Here is a 26,206-nt window from a genome sequence, read left to right as displayed (position 1 = left end):
CCGTCCGTCGACGCCATCGGCCCATGCCAAGATCTGTCGTTCACCGCACCTGACGTCCCGTCGGCGCGCCACTCCCGCCTGGCCGCCGACGATGACCTCGAGGAGTCGTCACATGCGAACTCCCCTCCGGCCCCTCACCCGGCGTGGGCTGCTGACCGGCGCCTTCGGCTCGGCGGCAGTGCTGGCGGCGGGCGGCTCGCTGGCCGGCTGCGGCACCACGGGCGCCGCCCAGACGGAGGCCGGCTGCGTCAGCGAGGACCTGTCCGGCACCGAGAAGACGCTGACGTTCTCCAACTGGCCGCAGTACATGGACGTGGACGACGCCGACTCCGCCAAGCGACCGACCCTCGACGCCTTCGTCGCCGAGAGCGGCATCCAGGTCGCCTACACCGAGGACGTCAACGACAACAACGAGTTCTTCGGCAAGGTGCAGAACCAGCTCGCGGGGTGCCAGCCGACCGGGCGGGACATCATGGTCCTCACCGACTGGATGGCGGCCCGGATGATCCGGCTCGGCTGGATCCAGAAGCTGGACAAGTCGAAGCTGCCCAACGTCGAGGCCAACCTGCTGCCCTCGCTGCGCGGCCGGTCCTTCGACGCTGAGGACCAGCTCGCCATCCCGTGGCAGTCCGGCCTGGCCGGCCTCGCCTACAACGGCAGGGTGACCAGGGAGATCCGGACGGTCGACGAGCTGCTCACCCGCCCCGACCTCAAGGGCAAGGTGACCGCGCTGGCCGAGATGCGGGACACCATGGGTCTGCTGCTCCAGTCGAACGGCCACGACCCGGCGAACTTCACCGGCGCCCAGTTCGACGACGCGCTCGCCAAGCTGAAGAGGGCCGTCGACTCCGGCCAGATCCGCAGGTTCACCGGCAACGACTACGCGCCGGACCTCGCCAAGGGCGACATCGCCGCCTGCATCTGCTGGTCCGGCGACGCCATCCAGCTCGGCTTCGACGACGACAGGATCAGGTTCGTGGTGCCCGAGTCCGGGGTGATGATCTGGTCGGACAACGTGGTGGTGCCGAACAAGGCCACCCACAAGGGCAACGCCGAGCGGCTCATCGACCACTACTACCAGCCGGCGGTCGCCGCCCGGCTCGCCGCGTTCGTCAACTACATCTGCCCCGTCCGGGGCGCCCAGGCCGAGATGGAGAAGATCGACCCGGCGCTGGCCGCCAATCCGCTGATCTTCCCCGACGACGCCATGCTCGCCAGGTCGAAGGTCTTCATGGCGCTGGACGAGAAGCAGGAACGCGAGTACGAGAGCAAGTTCCAGCAGGTCATCGGAGCATGAGCGGGATGGGTACGACGACTGCGGGACGCGAGACCCCGGCCGGCGACCTGCGGCTGGCGAACCTCACCAAGCGGTTCGGCGTCGTCACCGCGGTGGACGACCTCAGCCTGACCGTCCCGCAGGGCTCGTTCTTCGCCCTGCTCGGCCCGTCCGGCTGCGGCAAGACCACCACGCTGCGGATGATCGCCGGCCTGGAGGAGCCGACCGGCGGGCAGGTGCTGCTGGGCGAACGGGACGTGACCCGGCTGCGCCCGCACAAGCGGCCGGTGAACACCGTCTTCCAGAGCTACGCGCTCTTCCCACATTTGGACGTGTTCGAGAACGTGGCGTTCGGCCTGCGCCGGCGGGGCATCCGTTCCGTCGACGACGAGGTCATGGGCATGCTCGCGCTGGTGCAGCTCGACGACCACGGCCACCGCCGTCCCGCCCAGCTCTCCGGCGGGCAGCAGCAGCGGGTCGCGCTGGCCCGTGCCCTGGTCAACCGCCCGCAGGTGCTGCTGCTCGACGAGCCGCTCGGCGCGCTGGACCTGACGCTGCGCCGGCGGATGCAGATCGAGCTCAAGCGGATCCAGACCGAGGTCGGCATCACGTTCGTGCACGTCACCCACGACCAGGAGGAGGCCATGACGATGGCCGACACCGTCGCGGTGCTGAACGCCGGGCGGATCGAGCAGCTCGGCACCCCCGCCGACCTCTACGAGTACCCCGCCACGGCGTTTGTGGCGAACTTCCTCGGCCAGTCCAACCTGCTCGCCGGCGAGGCGTCCGGCGCCGGCGGGGACGAGGTCGCCGTGTCGGCTCACGGCCGTCGCTTCTCGGTGCCCGCCGGCCGGGCCCGGGTCGACCGAGGGCCGGTCCACCTCGGCGTACGCCCGGAGAAGCTGCACCTGGCCGACTCCGTCGACCAGGTCCCCGCCGGGTGCCAGCACGTCACCGGCATCGTCACCGACGCCTCCTACGTGGGGGTGAGCACGCAGTACCTGCTGCGCACCGGCTGGGGCGGCGAGCTGACGGCCTTCGTGGCCAACAGCGGCACGGCCCGTCCGCTGCCGCTGGGCGCGGAGGCGGTGGCGTACTGGGACCCGCGGCACGCCTTCCTGCTGCCCCGGGAAGCCGGCGGACAGGACCGGAGCGCGCCGGCGCGGGACGAGCCGGTCGGCGCACCCTCGTGAGCGCCCCGGCCCGGCTGCCCACCGGACCCGGGGAGCCGGTGCCGCCTGCGCCGCCCCGCCGGCCCGGGCTCCTGCCGTACCTGCTGCTGCTGCCCGCGGCGGCATGGCTGGTGCTCTTCTTCGCGGTGCCGCTGGTGCAGCTCGCCGCCGCCAGCCTCTACGACCCCGCCGGCTCGCTCGCCACCGGGTACGCGATGACGTGGGCGTTCGGCAACTACCCCGACGCGCTCGCCGCCTACTGGCCGCAGTTCGGGCGGTCCTTCGGCTACGCCGGGGCCGCGCTGGTGCTGGCGCTGCTGGCCGGCTACCCGCTGGCGTACGCCATCGCGCAGAAGGCCGGCCGGTGGAAGAACCTGCTGCTGGTCTGCGTCGTCGCGCCGATGTTCACCAGCTTCCTGGTGCGTACGCTGGCGTGGAAGACCATCCTGTCGGACAACGGCTGGCTCGTCGGGCTGCTGCGCGACGTGCACCTGCTCGCCCCCGACGGCCGGCTGCTGGCCACCCCCGTCGCGGTGGTGCTCGGCCTGACGTACAACTTCCTGCCCTTCCTGGTGCTGCCGCTCTACGCGAGCCTGGAGCGGCTGGACCCCCGGCTGCTGGAAGCGGCCGGCGACCTCTACGCCGGCCCGTGGTGGACCTTCCGCCGGGTCACGCTGCCGCTGTCCATGCCCGGCCTGGTCGCCGGCACGCTGCTGTTCTTCATCCCGGCCAGCGGCGACTACATCAACGCCGAACTGCTCGGCACCCCCAACGAGTACATGATCGGCAACGTCATCGACTCGGCGTTCCTGGTCCGGCTGGACTACCCGCAGGGCGCGGCGCTGTCGTTCCTGCTGATGGCGGCCATCCTCGCGGTGGTCTTCGGCTACCTGCGCCGGACCGGCCCGGAGGAGGTCCTGTGACGACGCGGATCTCCCGCTGGCTGGCCGACCGCTGGCTGGCCGGCGTGGCGCTGCTGGTGCTCGGCTACCTCCTCCTGCCGGTCGCCGTCGTTGCCGCGCTCTCCTTCAACCGCCCCTCCAGCCGCCTGTCGTACGACTTCAACGAGTTCACCCTCGACAACTGGCGCAACCCGTGCGCCACCTCCGACATGTGCGACGCGGTGGTGCGCAGCGTCCAGATCGGCTTCGTCTCGACCGTCGTCGCCACGGTGCTCGGCACCCTGATGGCGTTCGCGCTGGCGCGGCACCGGTTCCGTGGCCGCTCCGGGATCAACGTGCTGATCTTCCTGCCGATGGCCACCCCCGAACTGGTGATGGGCACCTCGCTGCTGGCCCTCTTCGTCTCCGCCGGGGTGCCGCAGGGCTTCTGGACCGTCGTCGTCGCCCACGTCATGTTCTGCCTGTCGTTCGTGGTGGTCACCGTCAGGGCGCGGCTGGCCGGGATGGACTCCCGGCTGGAGGAGGCCGCCATGGACCTCTACGCGAGCGAGTGGCAGACCTTCCGGCGGATCACCCTGCCGCTGGCGCTGCCCGGCATCGTGGCCGCCGCGCTGCTCGCGTTCTCGCTCTCCTTCGACGACTTCATCGTCACGAACTTCAACGCCGGGACCACCGTCACGTTCCCCATGTACGTCTGGGGTGCCGCCCAGCGGGGCATCCCGCCCCAGGTCAACGTCATCGGCACCGCGATGTTCGTGCTCGCGCTCCTACTGACCCTGACCACCACCCTGCACACCCGCCGCAAGAACCAACCCAGGTAACCCCACCCCGCACGGGCGGGAGAAGAGGAGGGGCCCCTCGCCAGGCGGGAGCGTGGCGAAGGGCCCCTGGACCCGGGGTCAGCCCGGGGCGGTTCGGGCTAGAGGGTCAGGGTCCAGCCGTCGATGTAGCCGGTGTCGCCGGAGGCGGCGTCCTGGACACGCAGGTTCCAGGTGCCGTTACGGGTCTCCGTGGAGAGGTTGACCGTGTAGGTCTGGTTGATGTTGTCGGCGGAGCCGCCGGTGCGGTTGTGCAGGGTGTAGGCGCTGCCGTCGGGGGCGACCAGGCTGACCACGAGGTCACCGATGTAGGTGTGCACGATCTGCACGGCGACCTTGCTGGTGGACGAGGCGGTACCGGTGCAGCCGGCGATCGCGATGCTGCTGGTGACCGTCGCGTTGTCGTTGACGGTGACGTTGTTGGCGTTGGTGCCGGTGCAGTTCGTCGTGCCGGAGCCGCCCAGGTTGAGCGTCCAACTGTTCACGTAGCCGGTGTCGCCGGCGCCCGCGTCCTGGACCCGCAGCTTCCAGGTGCCGTTGGCGACCTCGGAGGAGAGGTTGACCGTGTAGGTCTGGTTGATGTTGTCAGCGGAGCCGCCGGTGCGGTTGTGCAGGGTGTAGGCGCTGCCGTCGGGAGCGACGAGGCTGACGGCGAGGTCACCGATGTAGGTGTGCACGATCTGCACGGCGACGGTGCTGGCGGAGCCGGCGGTGCCGGTGCAGCCCGCGATGGTGATGGTGCTCTCCACCGTGGCGTTGTCGCGGATGGCCACGTCGGTGCCGTTGGTCTGGGTGCAGCCGGTGGGCGGCGGGGGCGGCGGGGGCGTGGTGCCGCCGTCGCCGACGTACAGCAGCTTGTTGGGCGAGCCGGTGCCGGGGCTGGTCACCGCGTTGCTGGTGGCGTCGGCAACGAGCTTGTCGCGCACCTGCTGCGGGGTGAACGTCGGGTTGGCGGCGAGCACGAGCGCGGCGGCGCCGACCACGTGCGGGGTCGCCATCGAGGTGCCGCTGATGCTGTTGGTGGCCGTGTCGCCGGTGTGCCAGGCCGAGGTGATCGAGCTGCCGGGGGCGAAGATGTCCAGGCAGGTGCCGACGTTGGAGAACGACGAGCGGGCATCGGTGTTGGTGGTCGAGCCGACGGTGATGCCGGCGAGGAGGCTGGCCGGCGAGCTGTTGCAGGCGTTCGCGCCGTAGTCGTTGCCGGCGGCCAGGCCGTAGGTGACGCCGTCGGCGATGGACCGCGCCACCGCGTCGTTGAGGGCCTGGCTGAACCCGCCGCCGAGGCTCATGTTGGCCACCGCGAGCTGGCCGGCGGCGTGGTCGCCGGTCACCCAGTCGACGCCCTGGATGACGCCGGCGTCGGTGCCGCTGCCCTCGCAGTCGAGCACCCGGACACCGACCAGCGTGACGCCCTTGGCGACGCCGTAGGCGGTGCCGCCGACCGTGCCGGCCACGTGCGTGCCATGCCCGTTGCAGTCGTCCGCGCTGCCGCCGTCGATGGAGTCGAAGCCGGAGACGGCCCGGCCGCCGAAGTCGCTGTGGCCGAACCGGATGCCGGTGTCGATGATGTACGCCTTCACGCCCGAGCCGGTGTTCGGGTAGGTGTACGAGTTGTTCAGCGGCAGGGCGCGCTGGTCGAGCCGGTCCAGGCCCCAGGAGGGGGTGGGGCTCTGCGTACCGCTGATCCGCATGGTGTGGTTCTGCTGGACGTAGCGCACCGAGGGGTCGGCGGCGAGCCGCTTGGCCTCCGCCTCGGACATCCGGGCCTCGAACCCGCGCAGCGCGTTCTGGTACGTCCGGTTGACCGCGCCCCGGTGCCGGCCGGCGAGGTCACGCGCCTTCTTCGTGACGTCGGCCCGGCCCACCGAGGCGTCCTTGAACACCACGATGTACGAGTCGTCGACGGCGGTGGCGCCGCCCGCCATGAGAATCTGTCCCTCGGCGGGGGCGGCCGTCGCGGGGGCGCCGAACGCCACGGCGGTGGCGACGGCGGCGGTCAACACACCGACGCGCCAGCGGCGCGCGGCGGGGTAGGGGAGTGTCATCCCTCGGGTGTTCCTCTCGCTACACGATGGCGGATGTGCCATCGATCGCAATTGATCAAAGTGAGCAAGAGCGTAGGGCCTCCAACGCAAAATGTGGAGACGTGAGGGGACCTTGTATTAGGGGGCCGGACTGCGGTAAGGGATCAGCCGGGCTCACTGCCGTGTGGAGGTCTACGCTGCTGCGTGTGGATCCGGTCGCCTTTCATGTCGCCTCCCGCCCCGCCCACGGCGAGGGCGAGCTGACCGTCCACCACCCGTACGACGGGCGCGCCGTCGGTCGTACCACCCTCGCCACCGCCGACCAGGTCGAAGCGGCCGTCGCGGCAGCCGCCGGGGTGGCCGCGACGGCCGCGGCCCTGCCCGCGCACGCCCGCGCGGCGGCCCTGGACCACGTGTCCCGCCGGCTCGCCGAGCGGGCCGAGGAGTCCGCGCGGCTGATCACCGCCGAGAACGGCAAGCCGCTGAAGTGGGCCCGCGCCGAGGTCGCGAGGGCCGTCTCCACCTTCCGCTGGGCCGCCGAGGAGGCCCGGCGCTTCTCCGGCGAGCTGCAACGCCTCGACACCGACCCCGCCGCCACCGGGCGCATCGCCCTGGTCCGGCGGGCGCCCAAGGGGCCGGTGCTCGGCATCGCGCCGTTCAACTTCCCGCTGAACCTCGTCGCGCACAAGGTCGCCCCGGCCATCGCGGTCGGCGCCCCGATCATCGTCAAGCCCGCCCCCGCCACCCCGCTGTCGGCGCTGCTGCTGGGCGAGCTGCTCGCCGAGACCGACCTGCCGGAGGGGATGTTCTCGGTCCTGCCGCTGCCGAACGAGCGCGCCGTCGAACTGGTCGTCGACCCCCGGCTGCCGGTGGTCTCGTTCACCGGCTCCGGGCCGGTCGGCGCGGCGATCCGTCGCCGCGTGCCCGAGAAGCACGTCACCCTGGAGCTGGGCGGCAACGCCGCCGCCGTGATCTGCGAGGACTGGAACACCGACGAGGACCTGACCTTCGCCGCGCACCGCATCGCCACGTTCGCCAACTACCAGGCCGGGCAGTCGTGCATCGCCGTGCAGCGGGTCTACGTGCACGAATGGCTCTACGACGCGTTCCTGCCCCGCCTCGTCGCGGCGGTGCAGGAGCTGCGCGTCGGCGACCCGTCCGACCCCCTCACCGACGTCGGGCCGCTGATCTCCGTTGACGCCGCCCGCCGCGTCGAGGCGTGGGTGGACGAGGCCGTCACCGCCGGCGCCACCATCGAGCTGGGCGGCCGGCGCGACGGCGCCACCTATCCGCCGACGGTGCTCTCCGGCGTGCCGGCGGACGCCAAGGTCTGCGCCGAGGAGGTCTTCGGGCCCGTGCTGGTGGTCGCCCGCGTCGCGCACGACCAGGCCGCGTTCGCCGCCGTCAACGACTCGGCGTACGGGTTGCAGGCAGGCGTCTTCACCCACCGCCTCGACACGGCCTTCGCCGCGCACCGCACGCTGGAGGTGGGCGGGGTGATCGTCGGCGACGTGCCGTCGTACCGGGCCGACCAGATGCCGTACGGCGGGGTGAAGGGCAGCGGCGTCGGGCGCGAGGGCCTGCGCAGCGCCATGGACGACTACACGGAACCCCGGGTCATGGTGCTGACCGGCCTGTCGTTGTAGCCCTCACCGGGTGCCGCCCGCTCACCAACCGTCGCCCGCTCACCAGGTGCCGTCGTCGCGGACGCGGGCCGGTGCCCGGCCGAGCAGCAGGGTGGTCAGCGCGGCGTCGATCTCCTCGCCGAGGAACCACTCACCGGCCTGGTCCAGCGTGAAGACCCGCCCCCGCTCGTCGACGGCGAAGATGCTGTCGCCGTGCTCGGAGCCGACGGGAAAGAGCCTCGTCCCGAGTACGGCAGCGAAGTCGGCGAGTGTGTCGGCCGAGTACGCGCTCCGGAGTGGGTTGGTCGTGAATCGACTGATCCAGACCTGCTCGCCGGGGCCCCGGCGGCTGCTCACGATCGCGGGGAAGGCGGTCAGCGCCCGCTCGGCCGCAGGGAAGGGCTCGTGGCGGTGTCGCTGGCCGGCGACCTCGCACGTCTCCCGGATCGCCCCGGCGGCCAAAGCGGGGTTGAACTCGCTGTCCTCCCAGCCGGCATCCATCAGTGCGTCGCCCACCGGGGGCGGGAAGCGCCCCGGATGATGCGGGTGCTGCGGCTGCGGGTGCCACTCCGAGGTGAAGGCCAGGTCCGCCCAGGACAGCGCGTTGAAGTGGACCAGGAAGTTGACGCACGAGTCGCAGGCTCTTTCCGCCCTGCCGCCATAGGGGTCACCCGCCTCCCGCACCCGGAAGACCTCGAAGCGGGCGCCGCCCAGCAGCATCTCCGCGTCGGCCATGCCGAGCGGCGCGATGCCCTCGGCGGCACGGCGGTGGTCGTAGTCGTGCAGGACGTCGGAGACGACGATCAGCTCGGCGTGCCGGTCGCCGCCGCGCACCAGGTGTCCGGGGGGCAATCCGTCCAGGTAGGACCGCACCAGCGGGTGGTGGTTCAACGTGACGTCGCCCTTGGCGCCCTGCGCGCGGAACAGCCGTCCCTCGACCGTCAGGTGCGCCGCCGTGCCGGGCGTCGGCAGCCGGCGGATCTCGCGGAGCAGTTGGCTCGCCGGATCGACCGTACGGGGCACCGCGGGGCCCTCCGGCCGACTCCGGCGGTACATCTGCGCGACCACGTCGACCGGCACACGCGGCCAGGTGGTCACCTCGCCGGTCAGCTTGTCCACCACCGTGGTCGGCAGGTCGCCGGGCATCGTCCTCGCCTCGATGGGCACGGTGGACGTGATGACGTAGCCGAGTTCGAACTCGTCGACGCTGGGGCGGCACTCGTGTCCCAGGCGCTGTGACTCGCGGCGGGCCCACACGGCGGCGAGCTGCTCGGCCTGCTGGCGATCGATCACGGCTTGAAAGTACCGGACCCCACGGATTCGTGGCGCCCGGTATGGTTCGCCCTACCGACGGTAACCGGGGGAGGGTGGCGTTGGCCGAGAGTGTGGACCGCGACGCCAACCGCGCGCTGCGGGCGCGGTTCGACGAGGTGTACGGGGACTACCAGCGACTGAGGTCCGGTCTGGATGAGCTGCAGGGTCGGCTCGCCGAGCTACGGGTGACCGAGCGCTCCGAGGACGGTCAGGTGACCGCCACCGCCGGTGCCCGGGGCGAGGTGATCTCGGTCGAGCTGCACCCCTCCGTCTTTCAGGACCGGGACGCCAAGGCGTTGAGCCGGAAGATCACCACCACCGTCCACCGGGCCGGCGCTGCGGCGGTCGCGGCCACCCAGGAACTCGTGGCCGGCTACCTACCCGCCGGCTCCGGGGCGACTGACTTCCTGCGTACGGGTGACTTCGGTTCGTTGCTGGGCCGGGCCGACGCCGTGCTGCGCCGGGGCGAGTGATGGACGGTCAGCTCTGGCTCGACCCGCAGCGGGCCCGGCGCGGGGGCGTCGACCTTTCGCTCTCCGGTGAGGCGATCACGGCACGTCGCCGCCAGGTGGGCGGCGCCATCGCGGCGGTGAGCGACCGGTCGCCCTGGGGCAAGGACGACATCGGGGCCGCGTTCGAGCAGAAGTACCGCGGCTTTGAGGAGCTGGTCCTGCGCACGTGGGAGGGCGTGGGTCGGCACCTGGAGGGCCTCGGCGCGGACGTGGTCCGGTCGGTGGACGCCAACCTGCGGGCGGACGCGGCGGGTGCGGGTCGGCTCGGCCGCGTCGGCGACCGGCACCAGCAGCGCTGATCCGCTGAGGAGACCCGGATGAGTGTGTTGCCGAGCCCCGTCCCGCACCCGCTCGACTACTCGCCCTGGCAGTTGCCCGGCTGGGTCTACGAGGCCCTGGACTGGGTCATCGGTGTCGAGTGGCCGGAGGGCAACGAACGCGCGGTCTGGGAACTCGCGGACCAGTGGTACGCGGTCGCCGCCGCGCTGGCCGGGCCGCGTGTCGACGCCGTTGCCGCCGCCGGCGAGGTGCGCAGCGGGTACGGCGGCGTCGGGGCGGTCGCTGCCGCTTTCGACACCGCCTGGCGTCGGGTGGCGGAGGGCGACGAGGCGCCGTTGCCCGTGCTGCTCGCCGTCAGCACCGAGCTGGGTCGGCTGGTGGAGGAGTGTGGCTGCGACATCGAGGGCGCCAAGCTCGAGGTCTGGATCGAGCTGGGCATCCTGGTGATCGAACTGCTGTCACTGGCCGTCGCGACCGTGCTCACCGCGGGCGCGGCCTCGCCCGCCGCCGGGGCGGCGATCACCGCCACCAGGCTGATCGTGCAGCAGATCTTCAAGCGGCTGATGGCGCAACTGGCCCGCAAGTCGCTCAGGCAGGGGCTGAAGGAGGCCGGCGAGCGGGCGGCGAAGGAGGTCACGAAGGGCGGTGTGCGGGGGTTCAGCCGCCGCGCGGCGCTGAGCGGGGTGTCCGAGGCGGCCGAGGAGAGCGGCATCAACCTCGCCACCCAGGCGTACCAGAACTCGACCGGCCGCCGGCACGGGCTGGACGTGACGGAGCTGGGCACCACGGCGCTCGGCGGTATGGCCGGCGGGGCGGTCGCGCCGCTGGCCGGCCTCGGGCGGCACGCCACCGGCCGGGGCGCCCGGATCGGGGAGCACTTCGGCCGCGAGATGGCCGGCGAGGTGATGGCCGATCAGGCCGCGAGCCTCGCCACCGGCCAAGGGCTGACCTCCGTGGAGGACGCGGCCCGCGCGGCCGCCTCCGGCGTCCGGGGTTCCGCCACCGCGCAGGCCGACGCGGCGTTGCAGGCACGGCTCAACGGCCAGATGAGCGCCCTGGCCGGGATGCCCTCCATCTCGGTGGACAGTGGGGCTCCCACGCAACCCTCGACCCCAATCGCAGGTTCGATGCCGGGTGTGGAGGCGTCCCGCCACGCGCTCTCGACGCTCGACGCGGAGACGCCCCGATCGGTGCCTGCCGTCGGGGTCGACACGCCAGTCGAGGCGAGGGCGGCGACCGCGACGCCAACGTCTTCGGACGCTGGTGCACCCGAGTCCGACAGCCGGATTCCCGAGCAGCGCGTGGCCTCGTCCAGTACGCCGTCTCAGGTTTCCGACTCGGTCTCCGCCGCCCATGCGGTCAGCCCGGCGGTTGAGGGTGTGCCCGCGGAAGCACGAACCGCTCCACCGCCCCCACCCGGCGTCGACCCCGGGAATCGGTCCGTATTCCCGGCGTCGCAAGCCGAGGCGCCCAGGGCTCCGCTCGACCCGACGCTCTCCTCAGTCGCGCCTGCCGCACCTTCGACAGTTGCTCATGCCCCGTCGGTGGTCCCTGGTCCCGTCAACGAATCGGTGCCCGGTTCCGGGCTGGCCGCGCAGAACACCGGCGTCGCGGCAACCAACCCGCCGACGACCGGGGGACCAGCGCCCCACGGTTCAGCAGCGAACCCACCGCTCGCCGGGATCTCGGCGCAGGCGTCCCCGGTCACCGCTACGGGGCCGGCAGCGTCCGGTGAGACGACGACGAGAACCGCAGGGCCGAAGGTGGGCTCATCGCGCGTCCCAGACGTGGGGCCGGGGACGCCTGTGGTCCCGTCACCGACAGACCGGACGCCCGAGGCGGTGCCACACCCGTCAAGAGCCACAGGGCAGCCACCTCCGCGTCCGCGCACGCCGGAGTGGTACGCCGCCAGATGGGCCGCGGACCAGGACGCGTTCGAGCGGCGCCGCTACCGGGGGCACTTCGAGTTCCAGCGCAGGACTCATGAGGAGAACCGCCGTCTGGACAGCGCGGCGCGACTGCGTCAGGCCGCAGATCGGAGCTACGACGAAGCCCGGTGGCTGGTCAGCGAGGGCCGTCGCCTGGCGCAGGCCGGGCATCGCGCTGCCGCCGAGCGCTACTTTCTGGGGGCCCGTGACCGGGAGCGCTGGTGTCACCAGCAGAGGGATCTGGCAGAAGCGGTCCTCGCCGGAGCAGCCGCCCCAGGCGTCGTCGCCGTCGATGGTGCGGACTTCCGCCGGATCAACGACGACGTCGGCGACCTGGCATACGGTGCCGTGGAGACCGGCGACCGCTCGGCCTTGACAGGCGACGACTACCCGCCGCCGATCGACCGGTCCCGGAACTACGGCCGGCCCGGCGGTCTGCGTCCGCCGCTGGCCCTGCACCAGACCGACATCGAACGGCAGTTGCCCCGAGAACCCGACGGGAGCGTCCGGCGCAACGCCGACCCGCGAGTGGGCGGCTGGTTCGGGTTGGTCAACGACGGCGGACCGCAGGCCGACCCGACCCGCGGCATCAACTGCATCGACTGCACCCTGTCGATGTTCGACACCTGGATGCACGGTCGCCCCCGGGTGGCCGCTCCCCGCACCTTCGACGCCTACCTGGCCGGCGACATCACGTGCCCCATCAACGGCGAACGCGACGGCATCGGGCGGGTGGAGGACATCACCGGAGGCCGTTTCCAGCGCCTCTGCCAGCCGACCGAGGACATCCAGGGTGTTGAGCGGCAGCGGGCCATCGACACGGGATACCGCAACCTGCACGACCAGCTTCGCCTCGGCGGCCACGGCAGCTTCGCCTTCGTCATCAACAACTGGGAGCAGGGCGGTTCCCACATCTGGGTCGCCCTCAACCAGAACGGCACCATCCTCTACCTCGACCCGCAGACCGGCACCGTGTCGACGACACCCCTGTACCGGCACCACGGCCTCCCGCATCCGCACAACGCCGTCGACACCGAGGTCCTGGTGATCGGCTCGGACGGCAGACCGATGCCGCTGGGTGGACTGCGGCGGGGGCGGTTCAGCCAGCGACCGGACCTGCCGGAGTACCCACCCGTCGAAACCGACCAGGGTTACGGCGAACTGTTCCTCAACCGCATGCACCTGCTGGACGGGCCGGGCTCAGCTCCGTCCGACGGGTCGATGCCACCAGGGCTCCCACGACAGTCCGACGAGGCAGAACCGGCTCCCGAACGCAGCGACACACCGTCCGAGGACCTTCGGGCGGCGCGGGAACGCGCGCAGGCGGACCGGGCGGGGAACCCGGTTGCCGTCGGCGCGATCCTGGCCGCAGAGTCCGACCTGGAACGGGTCTTCGCCGCCGGCGTGACGCCGGCCGAGGTGGCGGCCGGCGTAGACCCCCCGACACTCCGGCGACTCGTACCGCGACTTGACGACGCGGGCGCCGAAGACGTGGCACGGCTGTTCGCGGATCCACGCGTGCAGCGGATGCTGGACGAGACGTGGCGGCAGCCGCCCAAGGACGAGCCGATGTTGGCCGAGAACCTCGTCCGACAGTTGGCGCAGCGACCTGACCTGGCGCGGATGGTCCTCGCTACGCCTGAGTTGGCCACTTCCCTGACGGCTCGTCCCGTGACGCTGCATCATCTCGCCAGTCAGCAACAGGCGGTCAACGTCCTCGGGTCGGTCTTGGATCACATCGAGAAGTCCGGTCTCGAAGCGGTGCCCGCCGTAGAGGTGCGGCCGCCTGAGGGATCTTTGAGTGACGAGCTGAAGGCGCTCAGCGACTCGGTCAGTCCTCGGAAGCGAAAGGTCCACCAGCCCGGCTTCGACCCTTCCCGAAAGGAAGACGAGAACTATCGGTTGGACTACCTCAGCAATCTCTACAGAGAAGCCTCGGCGGCTCAACTGGAACTCAACGAACTGGCGGTACGAATGGCCGGCGAGCGTGGTCTGGCAAGCTGGCGCGAGAAGCCCAAGGACCATCAGCGCGTACTCGACAAGATAGGTGAATATGGGAACGATGTTTCGTCTCTAAAAGATCTCGCCGGAGCCAGGATCCAGTTCGACAGCCTGAGCGACCTGTATCAGACCCTCTCGCGAATCGGTCAGGATCCCGACGTCGAGGTGATAGCTAAAAAGGATCGTTTCCTCGGACCCCAGTTGAGCGGGTACCGAGATGTGCTGTTAAGTTTGCGGCTGTCAAATGGTCACATCGCGGAACTTCGCCTGCAACTCCTTGCGTTGGATGAGGTGGCAGAGTGGGAGCACGCGCTTTACGAGGTGCGCAGGGACCTTGATGTCATGGCAGAATCGCAAGGTCGTCCCTTGACGACAAGAGAGTTGGCAATCAGGGACGGACTCGCTCTGAAGGGGCAGGAGGCGTTTCGGCTCGCCCTAGAGCGCCACCAGGAAGGAGGGGGGGAGCGGTGAGCCACCGACCTCCGGGCAGTCTCCCGGCCTTCTTCAGCTACTACGAGACTCCGGTCAAGCTGGTGGCTGATGAAGTGGGCCATGTGATCGGATGGAAGCTTTCGAAAGCTGATGGCGGCTGGGAACGAGCCGACGATCTCGTCAGGAAGATTCTCCTTGTCGGCGGCGATGAGATCGAGGAGTTGTCGCGCAAGGAATTCATCGAGTACACCGAACATGACCGAGGGAGGTACCTTCGCGGCGCCGGCCCGATCTTCGCGCTTTACGAGACAGTAAACGCGATCGTGGAGCAGGCGGACCTCGAGCGGCGGCCGCTCACGCCGCACGAGTCGGCGTTGGTAGCAGGTATCCGAAGAAAGACCTTCGTAATGTTCGAAGAGCAACTTCAACAGGCGGGTGACCCCGCAGCTGATCCTTCCTTGGGGATTGACGGGAGCAGTTCTTCCTGAGCTTGGCGCGCTGCGGAGACCTGTTGCGGCTCGTCGAGCCCTGACTCGGGACGCTGGTATGGCTGACTCTCCGTCGACCGAGCCGCCGCCCTCTCCAGGGATGCCTCTACCCGGCGCTTCGGCTGGTCGAACTCGTTCCTCCATCGACGGAGATCCCTGCTCGGGCGGCGACACGGTGGATGGGGGGCCTGCTCTTCGAGTGCTGCTGGACCAGCGGTCACCTATGAACCGAGGTGCGTCTCCTGCTCCCAGCCGGCTGGTAACCCGCCGTCGCAAAGAGGCGCAGATGCAGGTTGGCTTGCCGGGCCGGAATACCATGGCGAAATGGCTGAATCAGACAATGGGCAGAAGTCGTCCGGCGCTAGTAGGTGGCGTTCCAACACCTGGACCTGGCCGGTCGGCCTCCTGCTCGGTCTGACCATCGGCCTGGCCGCACTGGACGGGGCCGCCGGTGTGGGCGTCGGCATCGCGATGGGGGTGGCCTTCGCCGTCGCTCTGGGAGCCGGCAGCACCCAGGACGACGACAGTAAGGACGACGACAGTAAGGACGACGACAGTAAGGACGCGGTCAGCGATCCCGGCAGCGAGGACGACGACGGGCGGAATGCTCACGGGCAGGGCGCCGAGCGGCAGCGAGTCGGCCCGGAGGGTGCCGGGAAGCCGGGTACCGACGGGCAGGACGCCGACAGGCCGCGTACCGACGGGGCGTCGTGACGTCGGGCGAACCCCGGGCCGTGCGGGTGGGGACGACCGGGGCGCCGGACCCTCGGGCGGTCGCGCCGGGCAGCGTGGCGGAGGCGCTGGCCGTACAGGAGCGGTTGCGGCCGCTGGTGGACCTGGTCGGACCCGGTCCGGCCGAGCCCGCGACGGTGGCCGGCCTGGACGTGGCATACGCCGAGAGCGGCGACCGGCTCGCGGCGGCCGTGACCGTGCTGGACGCCCGGACCCTCGCGGTGGTCGACTCGGCGGTGAGCGTGGGCCGGCCCGCGTTCGCGTACGTCCCGGGGCTCTTCGCCTTCCGTGAGCTGCCCGCGCTGCTCGACGCGCTCGACCGGCTGACCGTGCGGCCCGAGCTGCTGGTCTGCGACGGGCACGGGCTGGCCCATCCGCGCCGGTTCGGGCTCGCCTGCCACCTGGGCGTGGTGACCGGCCTGCCGGCCATCGGTGTGGGCAAGACGCCCCTGCTGGGGGAGTGGACGCCGCCGGCCGACCGCCGGGGCTCGTGGGCGCCGTTGCGCGACGGGGACGAGATCGTGGGTCGGGTGCTGCGTACCCGGGACGGCGTGAAGCCGGTCTTCGTCAGCGTCGGCTACCGGATGAGCCTCGACGACGCGACCGTGCGGGTGCTGGCGTTGACGCCGCGCTACCGGCTGCCGGAGACCACCCGGACCGCCGACCGGCTCTGCCGCGACGCCCTGGCCGCCGCCGAAGCGACCGCCCGTGCCAGCTGAAGCCGCCGCCGGAACGACCGCCCGCGCCACCTGAAACCGCCCCGGAGGGGCCGCTCCCGCCATCCGGGGGCCGCCGCCGGAGGGACCGCCCGCGCCGCATGAAGCCGCCGACGGAACGACCGCCCGCGCCGCCTGAAGCCGCCACCGGTTCCGGCGGCCCCGGCCCGACCGGCGCGCGAGGCGTCCCGCCGCCGGCCAGGTACGCGGACCGGGTCGCGGGGTAATACGGCGCACATCCGGGGCGCTCAATGACCGGGCTCCTACCGGGCCCGGTAGTAGCCTGACCGGCGGACCCCCGTCGGGGGAGGAACGGCGAGGTGATCATGGCGGTACGTCGGCACGCGGCGCGGCTCGCGACGGTCTGCGCGTTGCTGGGCGGCCTGGTGGCGCTCGGCGCGACGCCGGCGCTCGCCGCAGGCGACTCGGTCCGGGTGCGTTCGGCCGGCAGCTTCACCGCCGGCGGTTCCGCCGGAGGCGTCTCGATCGAGGTGCGCAAGCGCAGCGACGGCTGCGTGCTGCTGCGTACCGCACTGGGACTGCGCCTGGCCGGCCTGCGCGCCGACCAGGTCAGCGCGCAGGTCAACGTGGGCGGACGCTGGTTCCCGGTGCCGCTCTCCGGGGGCCGGGGCAGCGCGGCCACGTCGGCCACCTCGCCGCTGAACCCGAGGCTGTGCAAGGGCAAGAGCATCACGGTGCGCTACCGGGTGGCGTTCGCCGCCGAGGTGTCGGGCGGCCGGCTGACCGTGAGCGGCGCGGCCAGCGACGCGCTCGGGCGGGCCCTGGGCCGGGGCGCGGTGGCGTCCCGGGTGGTCGGCGACCCGGCCACGCCCTCGCCCACGCCGAAGCCCTCGAAGAAGCCGTCGCCGACCCCGAGCGCGGTCGCCACCGAGGTGCGGGCCGGCGCGGCGGACCCGAGCCTGGCCGCCGGCCAGGGCGCCGGCGCCGTCAGCAACGCCGCCGCCGAGGAGGAGTCCTCCGGCGGCTCGGTGGTCATGTTCTTCGGCATCGCCATGGTCGCCGTCGGGATCCTGCTCATCGTCCTGCTGTTCCGCCGCTCGCGGGCGGACAAGGAGCCGGCCGACCCGGGCCACGTCCCGCTGCCCCGCAACCCCGGCGGCACCACCTACCGCTCCGGGCAGGGCCCGGCCGCCGCCCCCGGCCCACCCGGCCAGGTGTACGGGCAGCAGCCTCCCGCCCCCGGCCTGTACGGCGGCACGCCCGCGCCGCGCCCCGCCGGCGGCGTGTACGGCAGCCGCCCGGCACCCGCCCCGGAGGCCACGCAGGTGGTGCCCGGCGCGCCCACCTCCCCGCCCGTGTCGGCCCCGCCCGCCAGCCCGAGGCCGGCGCCCCCGGTGCCGGGGCAGTACGGGGCGCCGCCGCCCGTGCCGCCCGCCCAGGGCAAGCCCGGTGACCCGCCGCCGGAGACCGGCGGTGGCGACCACACGGTGTTCATGCCCCGGCTCCCCGGCTGAGCCGGGCCGCGCGGCGCCCCTCCGATACGCTCAGGCCGTTGAGGACCTGCGGCGCAAGGAGCGAGACCGGTGTCTGATCTGTCCCAGATCGTGAAGGCCTACGACGTCCGTGGGACGGTGCCGGACCAGTGGGACGAGCAGGCCGCCGAGGCCCTCGGCGCGGCCTTCGCGCAGGTGCTGAACGGCTTCGGCGAGCCCGACGAGGCGGTGCTCGTCGCGCACGACATGCGCGCCACCGGGCCTGGTCTGGCCGCCGCCTTCGCCGCCGGCGTGCGCGCCGAGGGGCGTGCGGTCGTCGAGCTGGGCCTCGCCTCGACCGACATGCTCTACTACGCCTCCGGGGCGCTGGGGCTGCCCGGCGCGATGTTCACCGCCAGCCACAACCCGGCGCAGTACAACGGCATCAAGATGTGCCGGTCCGGGGCCCGCCCGATCGGGCAGGACAGCGGGCTGGCCGAGATCCGCGAGCGGGCGCAGGCCCTGCTGGACAAGGGCGAGCGTCCGACCGGGACGCCGGTCGCGCCGGCCGAGCGCCGCGACCTGCTGGCCGACTACGCGGCGTACCTGCGGCAGCTGGTCGACCTCTCCGGCATCCGTCCGCTGAAGGTGGTCGTCGACGCCGGCAACGGGATGGGCGGCTACACCGTCCCGGCCGTGCTCGGCGACACCGTCCTGCCGGCGCTGCCGCTGGAGATCGTGCCGCTCTACTTCGAACTCGACGGCACCTTCCCCAACCACGAGGCCAACCCGCTGGACCCGGCCAACCTGGTCGACCTCCAGCGCGCGGTGATCGAGCACGGCGCCGAGATCGGCCTGGCGTTCGACGGCGACGCCGACCGCTGCTTCGTGGTCGACGAGCGCGGCGAGCCGGTCTCGCCGTCGGCGATCACCGCCCTGGTGGCGGCCCGCGAGCTGGCCAAGCACCCCGGCTCGACGGTGATCCACGGCCTGATCACCTCCCGGGCGGTGCCGGAGATCATCCGCGAGCACGGCGGCGAGCCGGTCGTCTCCCGGGTCGGGCACTCCTTCGTCAAGGCGGAGATGGCCCGGACGAACGCGATCTTCGGCGGCGAGCACTCCGCCCACTACTACTTCCGGGACTTCTGGTTCGCCGACACCGGCATGCTCGCCGCGCTGCACACGCTGGCGGCCCTGGGCGAGCAGTCGCTGCCGCTGTCCGTGCTGGCGAGCGAGTACGAGCGGTACGTGGCCTCGGGCGAGATCAACTCGACGGTGGCAGACCAGGCCGCCAAGGTGGCCGAGGTGCGGGCCGCGTACCCGCAGGCCGACGCCGACGAGATGGACGGGCTGACCCTGCGCTTCCCGGACGGCGCGTGGTTCAATCTGCGCGCCTCCAACACCGAGCCGCTGCTGCGGCTCAACGTCGAGGCCCCGACGCGGGAGCGGATGGCCGCCCTCCGTGACGAGGTGCTCGACCGGGTTCGCCGATAAGATCGCCTGCGCCGGTCGGCACCGTCGATCGGTGAGACCGCATACGTGGAAGGAGCCGCGCCGTGGCCCTGGACCCGCAGTTGCTGGAAATCCTCGCCTGTCCGGACACGCATCACGCCCCGCTCGACTACGACGCGCAGGCGCAGACGCTGACCTGCACCGAGTGCGGCCGGATCTTCGAAGTCCGCGACGACGTGCCGGTGCTGCTGCTGGACGAGGCGCGCGGCCCTTCGGAGCAGTCATGATCGACGGTGCGGCCGGGGTCAGCGGCCGTCGCGAGCCCGACGAGGCACTTCTCGACGACCCGGCCGCGCTGGCCGAGCACGACCCGGGCGGGATGCTGCGGCACACCGCCTCCGCCGGGGCGCAGGTCCGCGAGACGGCCGCCCTGGCCGCCGAGGCCAACCTCCAGGTGCTCGCCGACGAGGGCCGCCCCCGGGCGGTCGTCATCGCCGGCATCGGCACCGCCGGGCGTACGGGCGACGTGCTGGCCACCGTCGCCGGGCCGCGCTGCCCGGTGCCGGTCATCCCGCACCGCAGCGCCGGCGTGCCCGGCTGGGTGGGCGCCGCCGACGTGGTCATCGCCGTCAGCGCGTCCGGTCGCAGCCCCGAGGCGCTGGGTGCCGCCGAGGCCGCGCACCGGCGGGGCGCCCGGCTGGTCGCCGTCGGCGCGCCCGACTCGCAGTTGCAGTCCGTGGCCGAGCGGGCCCGGGCGCCGTTCATCCCGGTGCCCCGGCGCGCCCCGGCCCGGGCCAGCCTCTGGGCGCTCACCGTGCCGGTCCTGCTCGCCGCCCGTACGCTCGGGCTCGTGAAGGTCAACGAGGCGGACCTGGCGGAGACCGCGGCCCGGTTGGACGCGGAGGCCGACCGCTGCCGTCCGACGGCCGAGTCCTTCGTCAACCCGGCGAAGTCGCTGGCCCTGGGCCTCGCCGGCTCGGTGCCGATCGTCTGGGGATCGTCGCCGCTGGCGACGGTCGCGGCCCGCCGGTTCGGCGACACCCTGTCCGCCAACGCCCGCTACCCCGTGGTCAGCGGGGCGCTCGGCGAGGCGGGGCGCGGTCGGGTCGGCCTGCTCGACGGCGTCTTCGGCGGCCTGGCCGAGGGGGAGCGCGACATCTTCGCCGATCCCGACGCGGAGGCGCCGTCGGGCACCCGGCTGCGGTTGGTGCTGCTGCGTGACGGTGGGCTGAACCCGGAGGACGACGCCGACGAGCCCCTCGACGTCGAGGAGCGCCGCGCGGACGCCGTGCAGACCCTCGCCGAGCGGCGGGGTGTGCGCTGCGACGTGGTGACCGCCGAGGGTGGCTCCGCGCTGGAGCGGCTCGCCTCGCTGGTCGCCGTGCCGGACTTCGCCTCGATCTACCTCGCCCTGGCACACGGACTGGACCCGATGGCCGTGCCGGCCATCACCGAAATGAAGGAGCTGGCAAACCAGTGAGCGATAGCAGGGAACGGGTCGAGCGGCGCGCCGCGCCGATGCCCGGCGGTGCCGCGCGACACAACGGAGCGACGGCGTGAGCGCCAACGGTGGTACGAAGGCGATCGTCGCCGCCCTGTTGGCCAACTCCGGCATCGCCGTCACCAAGTTCGTCGCGTTCCTGCTGACCGGGTCGTCGTCGATGCTGGCCGAGTCGGTCCACTCGGTCGCCGACGCCGGCAACCAGGGGCTGCTGCTGCTCGGCGGGCGGCGGGCCAGGCGCGCGGCCACCCCTCAGCACCCCTTCGGCTACGGCCGGGAGCGCTACATCTACGCGTTCATCGTCTCCATCGTGCTGTTCAGCGTCGGTGGCCTGTTCGCCCTCTACGAGGCGTACCACAAGTGGTCGCACGCCGAGGGCATCACCTCGTGGCACTGGGTGCCGGTCGCCGTACTGGTGGCCGCGATCATCATGGAGATCTTCTCCTTCCGCACCGCCATCGTCGAGTCCAACCTCGTCCGGGGCAACCAGTCCTGGGTGAAGTTCGTCCGGCGCGCCAAGGCCCCCGAGCTGCCGGTGGTGCTCCTGGAGGACCTGGGCGCGCTGGTCGGTCTGGTCTTCGCGCTCTTCGGCGTCGGCATGACGCTGATCACCGGCAACGGCCGGTGGGACGCGGCGGGCACCGCGATGATCGGTGTGCTGCTCGTGGTCATCGCGATCATCCTGGCCATCGAGACCAAGAGCCTGCTGCTCGGTGAGGGCGCCGAGGCGCACGACGTCGCCGCGCTGGAGAAGTCGGTCACCGACGGCCCCGAGTTCGAGCGGATCATCCACATGAAGACGCTCTACCTCGGCCCCGAGGAGCTGATGGTGGCCGCCAAGGTCGCCGTGCCGGCCGGCGTCACCGCAGAGGTGTTGGCGCAGAGCATCGACACCGTCGAGGGTCGGATCCGCGCCGCCGTGCCGAGCGCCCGGGTGATCTACCTGGAGCCGGACATCTACCGCGCCACCGCCGAGCGGGCAGGTGCCGGCAGCGCGTCGCCCGCCGAGCCGGGTGAGGTCGCCGGGCGGCCCGGGAGCTGACCGGTGGAACTGCTGCACGGACCGATCCGCGACTACGCCTGGGGGTCCCGCTCGGCGATCGCCGAGTTGCAGGGGCGCCCGGCGCCGAGCGACGGCCCGGAGGCCGAGTTGTGGCTGGGCGCCCATCCGGGCGGCCCGGCCCTGGTCGACCGCGACGGTGACCGGGTGAGCCTGACCGACCTGCTGCTCGCCGAGCCGCACCACTGGCTCGGCGAGCGGCTGGTCGGCCGGTTCGGCACCCGGCTGCCGTTCCTGCTCAAGGTGCTCGCCGCGGACGCCCCGCTGAGCCTCCAGGCGCACCCGGACGCCGAGCAGGCCCGCGCCGGGCACGCCGCCGACGCCGCCCGCCCCGACGGGCAGCGCAACTACGTCGATCCGTACCACAAGCCGGAGCTGCTGGTCGCGCTCTCGCCGATGGAGGCGCTCTGCGGGTTCCGGGACCCGGCGGTCTCGGCGGCGGCGTTGGCCGGCTTCGGCGTACCCGCGCTGGAGCCGGTGCTGGCGGCGCTGCGGACCGGGCCGGCGGGCCTGCGCGACGCCGTACGACTGCTGCTGACCTGGCCCGCCGACCGGCGCGACGCGCTGGTGGCAGCCGTGGCGTCGGCGCCGGTCGCGGGGCCGGACGCGGAACTGGCCCGGGACCTGGCCGCCGCCTACCCGGGCGACCCCGGGGTGCTGGTGGCGATGCTGCTCAACCGGGTGCGCCTGGCCCCGGGCGAGGCGATCTGGATGCCGGCGGGCAACCTGCACGCCTACCTGCGCGGCACCGGCGTGGAGATCATGGCGGCCAGCGACAACGTGCTGCGCGGCGGGCTGACGCCGAAGCGGGTGGACGTCGAGGAGTTGCTGCGGGTGCTGCGCTTCGAGGTGCTGCGCGACCCGGTGGTGCCGCCGCTGGTCCTCGCCCCGGGCGTGGTCACCTGGCCGGTGCCGGTGGAGGACTTCGCGCTGCACCGGGTGACGGTGGGCGCGGGGTTGCCGGAGGTGACGGTCGAGGTGCCCGGGCCCCGGGTGGTGCTCTGCCGCTCCGGCGAGGTCTCCGTCGACGACGGGGCCGGCGCGGTGACGCTGGCGCCCGGACGGGCGGCCGTCGGGAGCGCCGCCGCCGGACCGCTGCGCCTGGGCGGCGCGGGGGAGGCGTACGTCGCGAGCTGCGGCCTGCGCTGAGGCGCGAAGCGTCGGACGGTGGAGCTGGGGCGTCGGGCGGCGGCGCAAGTCCGACTTTCCCGGAATAGCTTGACTCGGCTCTGGCCGAGTGTGACTCTATGAGTACGCAGCGTTATCGCGACGAAGGTCCGACAACGCGCGGGGGAACCAAACCGGGGGGATGCACGGGGCGGTCGGCTGGTGAACGGGACACCGTTCACGACCGACCGCCCCGTGCGCTGTCCGCTGATGTCTTCGTGCTCTCTTCACCGGCCGGTCCTCGCGGCAGCGGTCCGCGAGCGTAAGGTGAATGGTCGCGCAGCACATCGTCCGACAGGAGATTTCATGACCAGCACCCTCCCGGCGTCCGCCAGCGGCACGCCGTCCGAGGCCCGGCCGAGCACTCTCGCCGAGGGCGACTACAAGGTGGCGGATCTGTCGCTCGCCGAGTTCGGGCGTAAGGAGATCCAGCTCGCCGAGCACGAGATGCCCGGCCTGATGGCGATCCGTCGTGAGTTCGCCGACGCCCAGCCGCTCGCCGGTGCCCGGATCACCGGGTCGCTGCACATGACCATCCAGACCGCCGTCCTCATCGAGACCCTGGTCGCGCTCGGCGCGCAGGTCCGCTGGGCGTCCTGCAACATCTTCTCCACCCAGGACCACGCCGCCGCCGCGATCGTGGTCGGCCCGGAGGGCACCCCCGAGGCCCCGGCCGGCGTCCCGGTCTACGCCTGGAAGGGCGAGAGCCTGGAGGAGTACTGGTGGTGCACCGAGCAGGTGCTCGCCTGGCCCGACGGGCAGGGCCCGAACATGATCCTCGACGACGGCGGCGACGCCACCCTGCTGGTGCACAAGGGCGCCGAGTTCGAGAAGGCCGGCGCCGTGCCGCCGGTCGAGTCCGCCGACTCCGAGGAGTACGCGGTCATCCTCGGTGTGCTGCACCGCTCGCTCGCCGAGGACGGCCAGCGGTGGACCCGGATCGCCGCCGGCATCAAGGGCGTGACCGAGGAGACCACCACCGGCGTGCACCGGCTCTACGAGATGCACCGCGCCGGCACCCTGCTCTTCCCCGCCATCAACGTCAACGACTCGGTGACGAAGAGCAAGTTCGACAACAAGTACGGCTGCCGCCACTCGCTGATCGACGGCATCAACCGGGCCACCGACGTGCTGATCGGCGGCAAGATGGCGGTCGTGCTCGGCTACGGCGACGTCGGCAAGGGCTGCGCCGAGTCGCTGCGCGGCCAGGGCGCCCGGGTCGTGGTGACCGAGGTCGACCCGATCTGCGCCCTCCAGGCGGCGATGGACGGCTACCAGGTCGCCACCCTGGACGACGTGGTCGACAAGGCCGACATCTTCATCACCGCCACCGGCTGCTTCGACGTCATCACCAACGAGCACATGGCCCGGATGAAGCACCAGGCCATCGTCGGCAACATCGGCCACTTCGACAACGAGATCGACATGGCCGGCCTGGCGAAGCGTTCCGACGTCGAGCGGGTCAACATCAAGCCGCAGGTCGACCTCTGGAAGTTCGCCGACGGGCACGCCATCATCGTGCTGTCGGAGGGCCGCCTGCTGAACCTGGGCAACGCCACCGGCCACCCGAGCTTCGTGATGTCGAACTCGTTCGCCAACCAGACGATCGCCCAGATCGAGCTGTACACCAAGACCGAGGAATACCCGATCGGCGTCTACGTGCTGCCGAAGCACCTCGACGAGAAGGTCGCCCGGCTGCACCTGGAGGCGCTCGGCGCCAAGCTGAGCACCCTGACCAAGGAGCAGGCGGCCTACCTCGGCATCTCCGTGGAGGGCCCGTTCAAGCCGGAGCACTACCGGTACTGACACGCACCGCACCGACCGGGCCGGCCGCTTCTTTTCCAGCGGCCCGGCCCGGTCGGCGTTCCGGGGCGGGCGCGCGCCGCCGGGCGGTCAGTCCCGGGGGGAGCGGCGACGGGCGGGGCGGATCCAGCTCCACACGCACCAGACGAGCCAGGCCACCGAGACCACGGCCGCCAGCGTGCGCAGGCGCAGCGCGTCGAGCAGCAGCACCACGGCGAGGACGGCCAGCCACGGCCCGAACGCCCTCACGACCGCCACCGGCCGAGCACCATCCGGCGGACCAGCGGCGGAGCGATCCACGACCAGACGCAGAAGAGCATCCAGGCCAGGGCGAACAGGCCGCCGAGCACGTTCAGGCCGGCGGCGCTGAGCAGCACGATCGTGCCGACCGCGAGCAGCCAGGTCCGGAAGATCCCCAGCCGGTAGAGCGGGCGCAACGGCAGCAGCAGCGGGTGCGCGTACACCCGGGTCTCCCAGGCGGCGTCCGCGTAGTCGGCGTCGGTCGGGTCGTGCGCCGCCGCCTGGCCGAAGGCGCGGTGGGCGTCGCCCACCCGGCCGCGCCGGGCGGCGGCGACGCCGTGCAGGGCGAGCGCCACCGGATTGCCCGGCCACGCCCCCAGGAACTCCCCGGCGACCCGCTCGGCCGCCCGGTCGTCGCCCCGGGCGTACGCGAGCTGGAAGCGGGAGGCGAAGACGGCCGGCGCGTCCGGGACGATCGCCGCGGCGCGGGCCACCAGGCGTTCCGCCTTGTCGGTCTGGCCGACGGCGCAGCAGAGGTCGGCGTACTGGCAGAGCAGCCACGGGTTCTCCGGCTCGATGGCGAGCGCGTCCAGCAGCGCCCGCTCGGCGAGGTGGTGCTCGCGGCGGTGCCGCAGCGCGAGGCCGAGCCGGCCGAGCAGCTCGGCGTCCGGGCCGTGCTCGGCGAGCCCCTGCCGGGCCACGGCGACCACGTCGTCCCAGCGGTCGAGCACGGTCAGTGCGCCCGCCCGCAGCCGGAACGCGAGCAGGCTGGTGGCCAGCGGGGCGGGCAGCCGGTCGACCTCCGCCAGGGCCTGCTCCGGGCGGTTCACCTCCAGCAGCTGGGCCACCCGGGCGAGCTGCATCTCCGGGGCGGTCACGCGGCGGCCACCAGGAAGACCAGCACGGCCTCGGTGAAGCCGAGCAGGAGCACCGCCCCGAGACCGGGCAGCCACAGCGAGGCGGGCTGGCCGCCACGCAGCTCGTACGCCCGGAACTGTCGCTTCTGGGTGGTGGCGGCGACGAGCCAGACCAGCCCGCCGGCCAGCGCCCCGACCAGTCGTACGGGGCGGTTGCCGCCGTCGTCGAAGATCGCGAGCGTGATCGTCAGCCGGGCGAACAGCGCGGCCAGCCCGGCGCCGAGCACCGCCAGGCGTGCCGGGCGGGACACGCCCAGCCGGTGCCCGTTGACCAGGGCCAGCACGGTGACGGCCGTCGGACCGCCGAACACGGCGGGGAAGATCAGCGACTGGGGCCGCCACGGCGGGCGTCGCACCTCGTACGTCGGCGGCGCGATCGTGGGGGTGAACAGGTCGTCAGCCACGGTCATCCTG

General features: G+C 72.4%; 23 protein-coding genes. 18 read left to right on the top strand and 5 right to left on the bottom strand.

Annotated elements, in window-relative coordinates; all coding sequences use genetic code 11:
- The first annotated feature begins 112 nt into the window (after positions 1 to 112).
- Genes DER29_RS06425 through DER29_RS06410 form a run of 4 tightly spaced genes read left to right on the top strand, consistent with a single transcriptional unit; the run spans position 113 to position 4,171 of the window.
- Positions 113 to 1,297, top strand: a complete 1,185-nt coding sequence (locus DER29_RS06425) for a spermidine/putrescine ABC transporter substrate-binding protein (RefSeq protein ID WP_121396489.1) — start codon at positions 113 to 115, stop codon at positions 1,295 to 1,297.
- 5 nt (positions 1,298 to 1,302) lie between these two features.
- Positions 1,303 to 2,469 (top strand): ABC transporter ATP-binding protein, encoded by a 1,167-nt coding sequence (locus DER29_RS06420; protein WP_370040045.1) that lies wholly within the window; start codon positions 1,303 to 1,305, stop codon positions 2,467 to 2,469.
- Positions 2,466 to 3,371 (top strand): ABC transporter permease, encoded by a 906-nt coding sequence (locus tag DER29_RS06415; protein ID WP_121396487.1) that lies wholly within the window; start codon positions 2,466 to 2,468, stop codon positions 3,369 to 3,371. The genes DER29_RS06420 and DER29_RS06415 overlap by 4 nt, the downstream gene beginning before the upstream one ends.
- Positions 3,368 to 4,171, top strand: a complete 804-nt coding sequence (locus DER29_RS06410) for an ABC transporter permease (protein ID WP_233599663.1) — start codon at positions 3,368 to 3,370, stop codon at positions 4,169 to 4,171. The genes DER29_RS06415 and DER29_RS06410 overlap by 4 nt, the downstream gene beginning before the upstream one ends.
- 98 nt (positions 4,172 to 4,269) lie before the next feature.
- Here DER29_RS06410 and DER29_RS06405 read toward each other — a convergent pair whose 3' ends face one another.
- Positions 4,270 to 6,213: a proprotein convertase P-domain-containing protein gene (locus tag DER29_RS06405; protein WP_121396486.1), complete on the bottom strand. Its 1,944-nt coding sequence runs from the start codon at positions 6,211 to 6,213 to the stop codon at positions 4,270 to 4,272.
- A gap of 185 nt (positions 6,214 to 6,398) precedes the next feature.
- On the opposite strand from DER29_RS06405, the gene DER29_RS06400 reads away from it, so the two are divergent.
- The gene (locus DER29_RS06400) at positions 6,399 to 7,838 is read left to right on the top strand and encodes an aldehyde dehydrogenase family protein (protein ID WP_121396485.1); all 1,440 of its coding nucleotides are present in this window, start codon (positions 6,399 to 6,401) and stop codon (positions 7,836 to 7,838) included.
- Between the two features lie 39 nt (positions 7,839 to 7,877).
- On the opposite strand, the gene DER29_RS06395 is transcribed toward DER29_RS06400, so the two are convergent.
- On the bottom strand, positions 7,878 to 9,110 hold the full coding sequence (locus tag DER29_RS06395; protein WP_121396484.1) for an SUKH-3 domain-containing protein: 1,233 nt from the start codon (positions 9,108 to 9,110) through the stop codon (positions 7,878 to 7,880).
- A 74-nt stretch (positions 9,111 to 9,184) separates the two neighbouring features.
- On the opposite strand from DER29_RS06395, the gene DER29_RS06390 reads away from it, so the two are divergent.
- The 13 genes from DER29_RS06390 to ahcY all read left to right on the top strand — a co-directional run bounded on the left by DER29_RS06390 (position 9,185) and on the right by ahcY (position 24,638).
- Complete coding sequence (locus DER29_RS06390) at positions 9,185 to 9,604, top strand: YbaB/EbfC family nucleoid-associated protein (RefSeq protein ID WP_366640718.1); 420 nt, start codon at positions 9,185 to 9,187, stop codon at positions 9,602 to 9,604.
- The gene (locus tag DER29_RS06385; RefSeq protein WP_233599662.1) at positions 9,604 to 9,942 is read left to right on the top strand and encodes a hypothetical protein; all 339 of its coding nucleotides are present in this window, start codon (positions 9,604 to 9,606) and stop codon (positions 9,940 to 9,942) included. The genes DER29_RS06390 and DER29_RS06385 overlap by 1 nt, the downstream gene beginning before the upstream one ends.
- 18 nt (positions 9,943 to 9,960) lie before the next feature.
- Positions 9,961 to 14,322, top strand: coding sequence for a toxin glutamine deamidase domain-containing protein (locus tag DER29_RS06380; protein WP_121396482.1), 4,362 nt, complete (start codon positions 9,961 to 9,963; stop codon positions 14,320 to 14,322).
- On the top strand, positions 14,319 to 14,771 hold the full coding sequence (locus tag DER29_RS06375) for a hypothetical protein (protein ID WP_121396481.1): 453 nt from the start codon (positions 14,319 to 14,321) through the stop codon (positions 14,769 to 14,771). Before DER29_RS06380 ends, DER29_RS06375 begins: the two co-directional genes overlap by 4 nt.
- 324 nt (positions 14,772 to 15,095) lie before the next feature.
- Positions 15,096 to 15,485, top strand: coding sequence for a hypothetical protein (locus DER29_RS06370; RefSeq protein ID WP_121396480.1), 390 nt, complete (start codon positions 15,096 to 15,098; stop codon positions 15,483 to 15,485).
- 26 nt (positions 15,486 to 15,511) lie between these two features.
- Entirely contained in the window at positions 15,512 to 16,222 is a 711-nt protein-coding gene (locus DER29_RS06365; RefSeq protein WP_121399048.1) for an endonuclease V, read from the top strand.
- A 323-nt stretch (positions 16,223 to 16,545) separates the two neighbouring features.
- Positions 16,546 to 17,694 carry a hypothetical protein gene (locus DER29_RS06360; protein ID WP_121399047.1) on the top strand — a complete coding sequence of 383 codons (1,149 nt, stop codon included), beginning with the start codon at positions 16,546 to 16,548 and terminating at the stop codon, positions 17,692 to 17,694.
- Between the two features lie 69 nt (positions 17,695 to 17,763).
- Positions 17,764 to 19,146, top strand: coding sequence for a phosphomannomutase/phosphoglucomutase (locus tag DER29_RS06355; protein ID WP_121396479.1), 1,383 nt, complete (start codon positions 17,764 to 17,766; stop codon positions 19,144 to 19,146).
- 62 nt (positions 19,147 to 19,208) lie between these two features.
- On the top strand, positions 19,209 to 19,391 hold the full coding sequence (locus DER29_RS06350; protein ID WP_121396478.1) for a Trm112 family protein: 183 nt from the start codon (positions 19,209 to 19,211) through the stop codon (positions 19,389 to 19,391).
- Entirely contained in the window at positions 19,388 to 20,584 is a 1,197-nt protein-coding gene (locus DER29_RS06345; RefSeq protein ID WP_121396477.1) for an SIS domain-containing protein, read from the top strand. Before DER29_RS06350 ends, DER29_RS06345 begins: the two co-directional genes overlap by 4 nt.
- 76 nt (positions 20,585 to 20,660) lie before the next feature.
- Positions 20,661 to 21,647, top strand: coding sequence for a cation diffusion facilitator family transporter (locus tag DER29_RS06340; RefSeq protein ID WP_121396476.1), 987 nt, complete (start codon positions 20,661 to 20,663; stop codon positions 21,645 to 21,647).
- A 3-nt stretch (positions 21,648 to 21,650) separates the two neighbouring features.
- Complete coding sequence (gene manA, locus DER29_RS06335; RefSeq protein WP_121396475.1) at positions 21,651 to 22,814, top strand: mannose-6-phosphate isomerase, class I; 1,164 nt, start codon at positions 21,651 to 21,653, stop codon at positions 22,812 to 22,814.
- A gap of 324 nt (positions 22,815 to 23,138) precedes the next feature.
- Positions 23,139 to 24,638, top strand: coding sequence for an adenosylhomocysteinase (gene ahcY, locus DER29_RS06330; RefSeq protein WP_121396474.1), 1,500 nt, complete (start codon positions 23,139 to 23,141; stop codon positions 24,636 to 24,638).
- 87 nt (positions 24,639 to 24,725) lie between these two features.
- Here the strand turns inward: ahcY and DER29_RS34470 are convergent, their stop codons facing one another.
- From DER29_RS34470 to DER29_RS06320, 3 genes are read right to left on the bottom strand one after another with little or no spacing between them, the layout of a single operon-like run.
- On the bottom strand, positions 24,726 to 24,893 hold the full coding sequence (locus DER29_RS34470) for a hypothetical protein (protein ID WP_199729487.1): 168 nt from the start codon (positions 24,891 to 24,893) through the stop codon (positions 24,726 to 24,728).
- Positions 24,881 to 25,753 (bottom strand): tetratricopeptide repeat protein, encoded by an 873-nt coding sequence (locus tag DER29_RS06325; RefSeq protein WP_121396473.1) that lies wholly within the window; start codon positions 25,751 to 25,753, stop codon positions 24,881 to 24,883. The genes DER29_RS34470 and DER29_RS06325 overlap by 13 nt, the downstream gene beginning before the upstream one ends.
- On the bottom strand, positions 25,750 to 26,202 hold the full coding sequence (locus DER29_RS06320; RefSeq protein WP_121396472.1) for a hypothetical protein: 453 nt from the start codon (positions 26,200 to 26,202) through the stop codon (positions 25,750 to 25,752). The genes DER29_RS06325 and DER29_RS06320 overlap by 4 nt, the downstream gene beginning before the upstream one ends.
- Positions 26,203 to 26,206: the final 4 nt, after the last annotated feature.

The sequence above is a fragment of the Micromonospora sp. M71_S20 genome, assembly GCF_003664255.1.
In the GTDB taxonomy this organism is placed as follows: domain Bacteria; phylum Actinomycetota; class Actinomycetes; order Mycobacteriales; family Micromonosporaceae; genus Micromonospora.
This window is presented reverse-complemented; position numbering and strand designations above follow the sequence as displayed.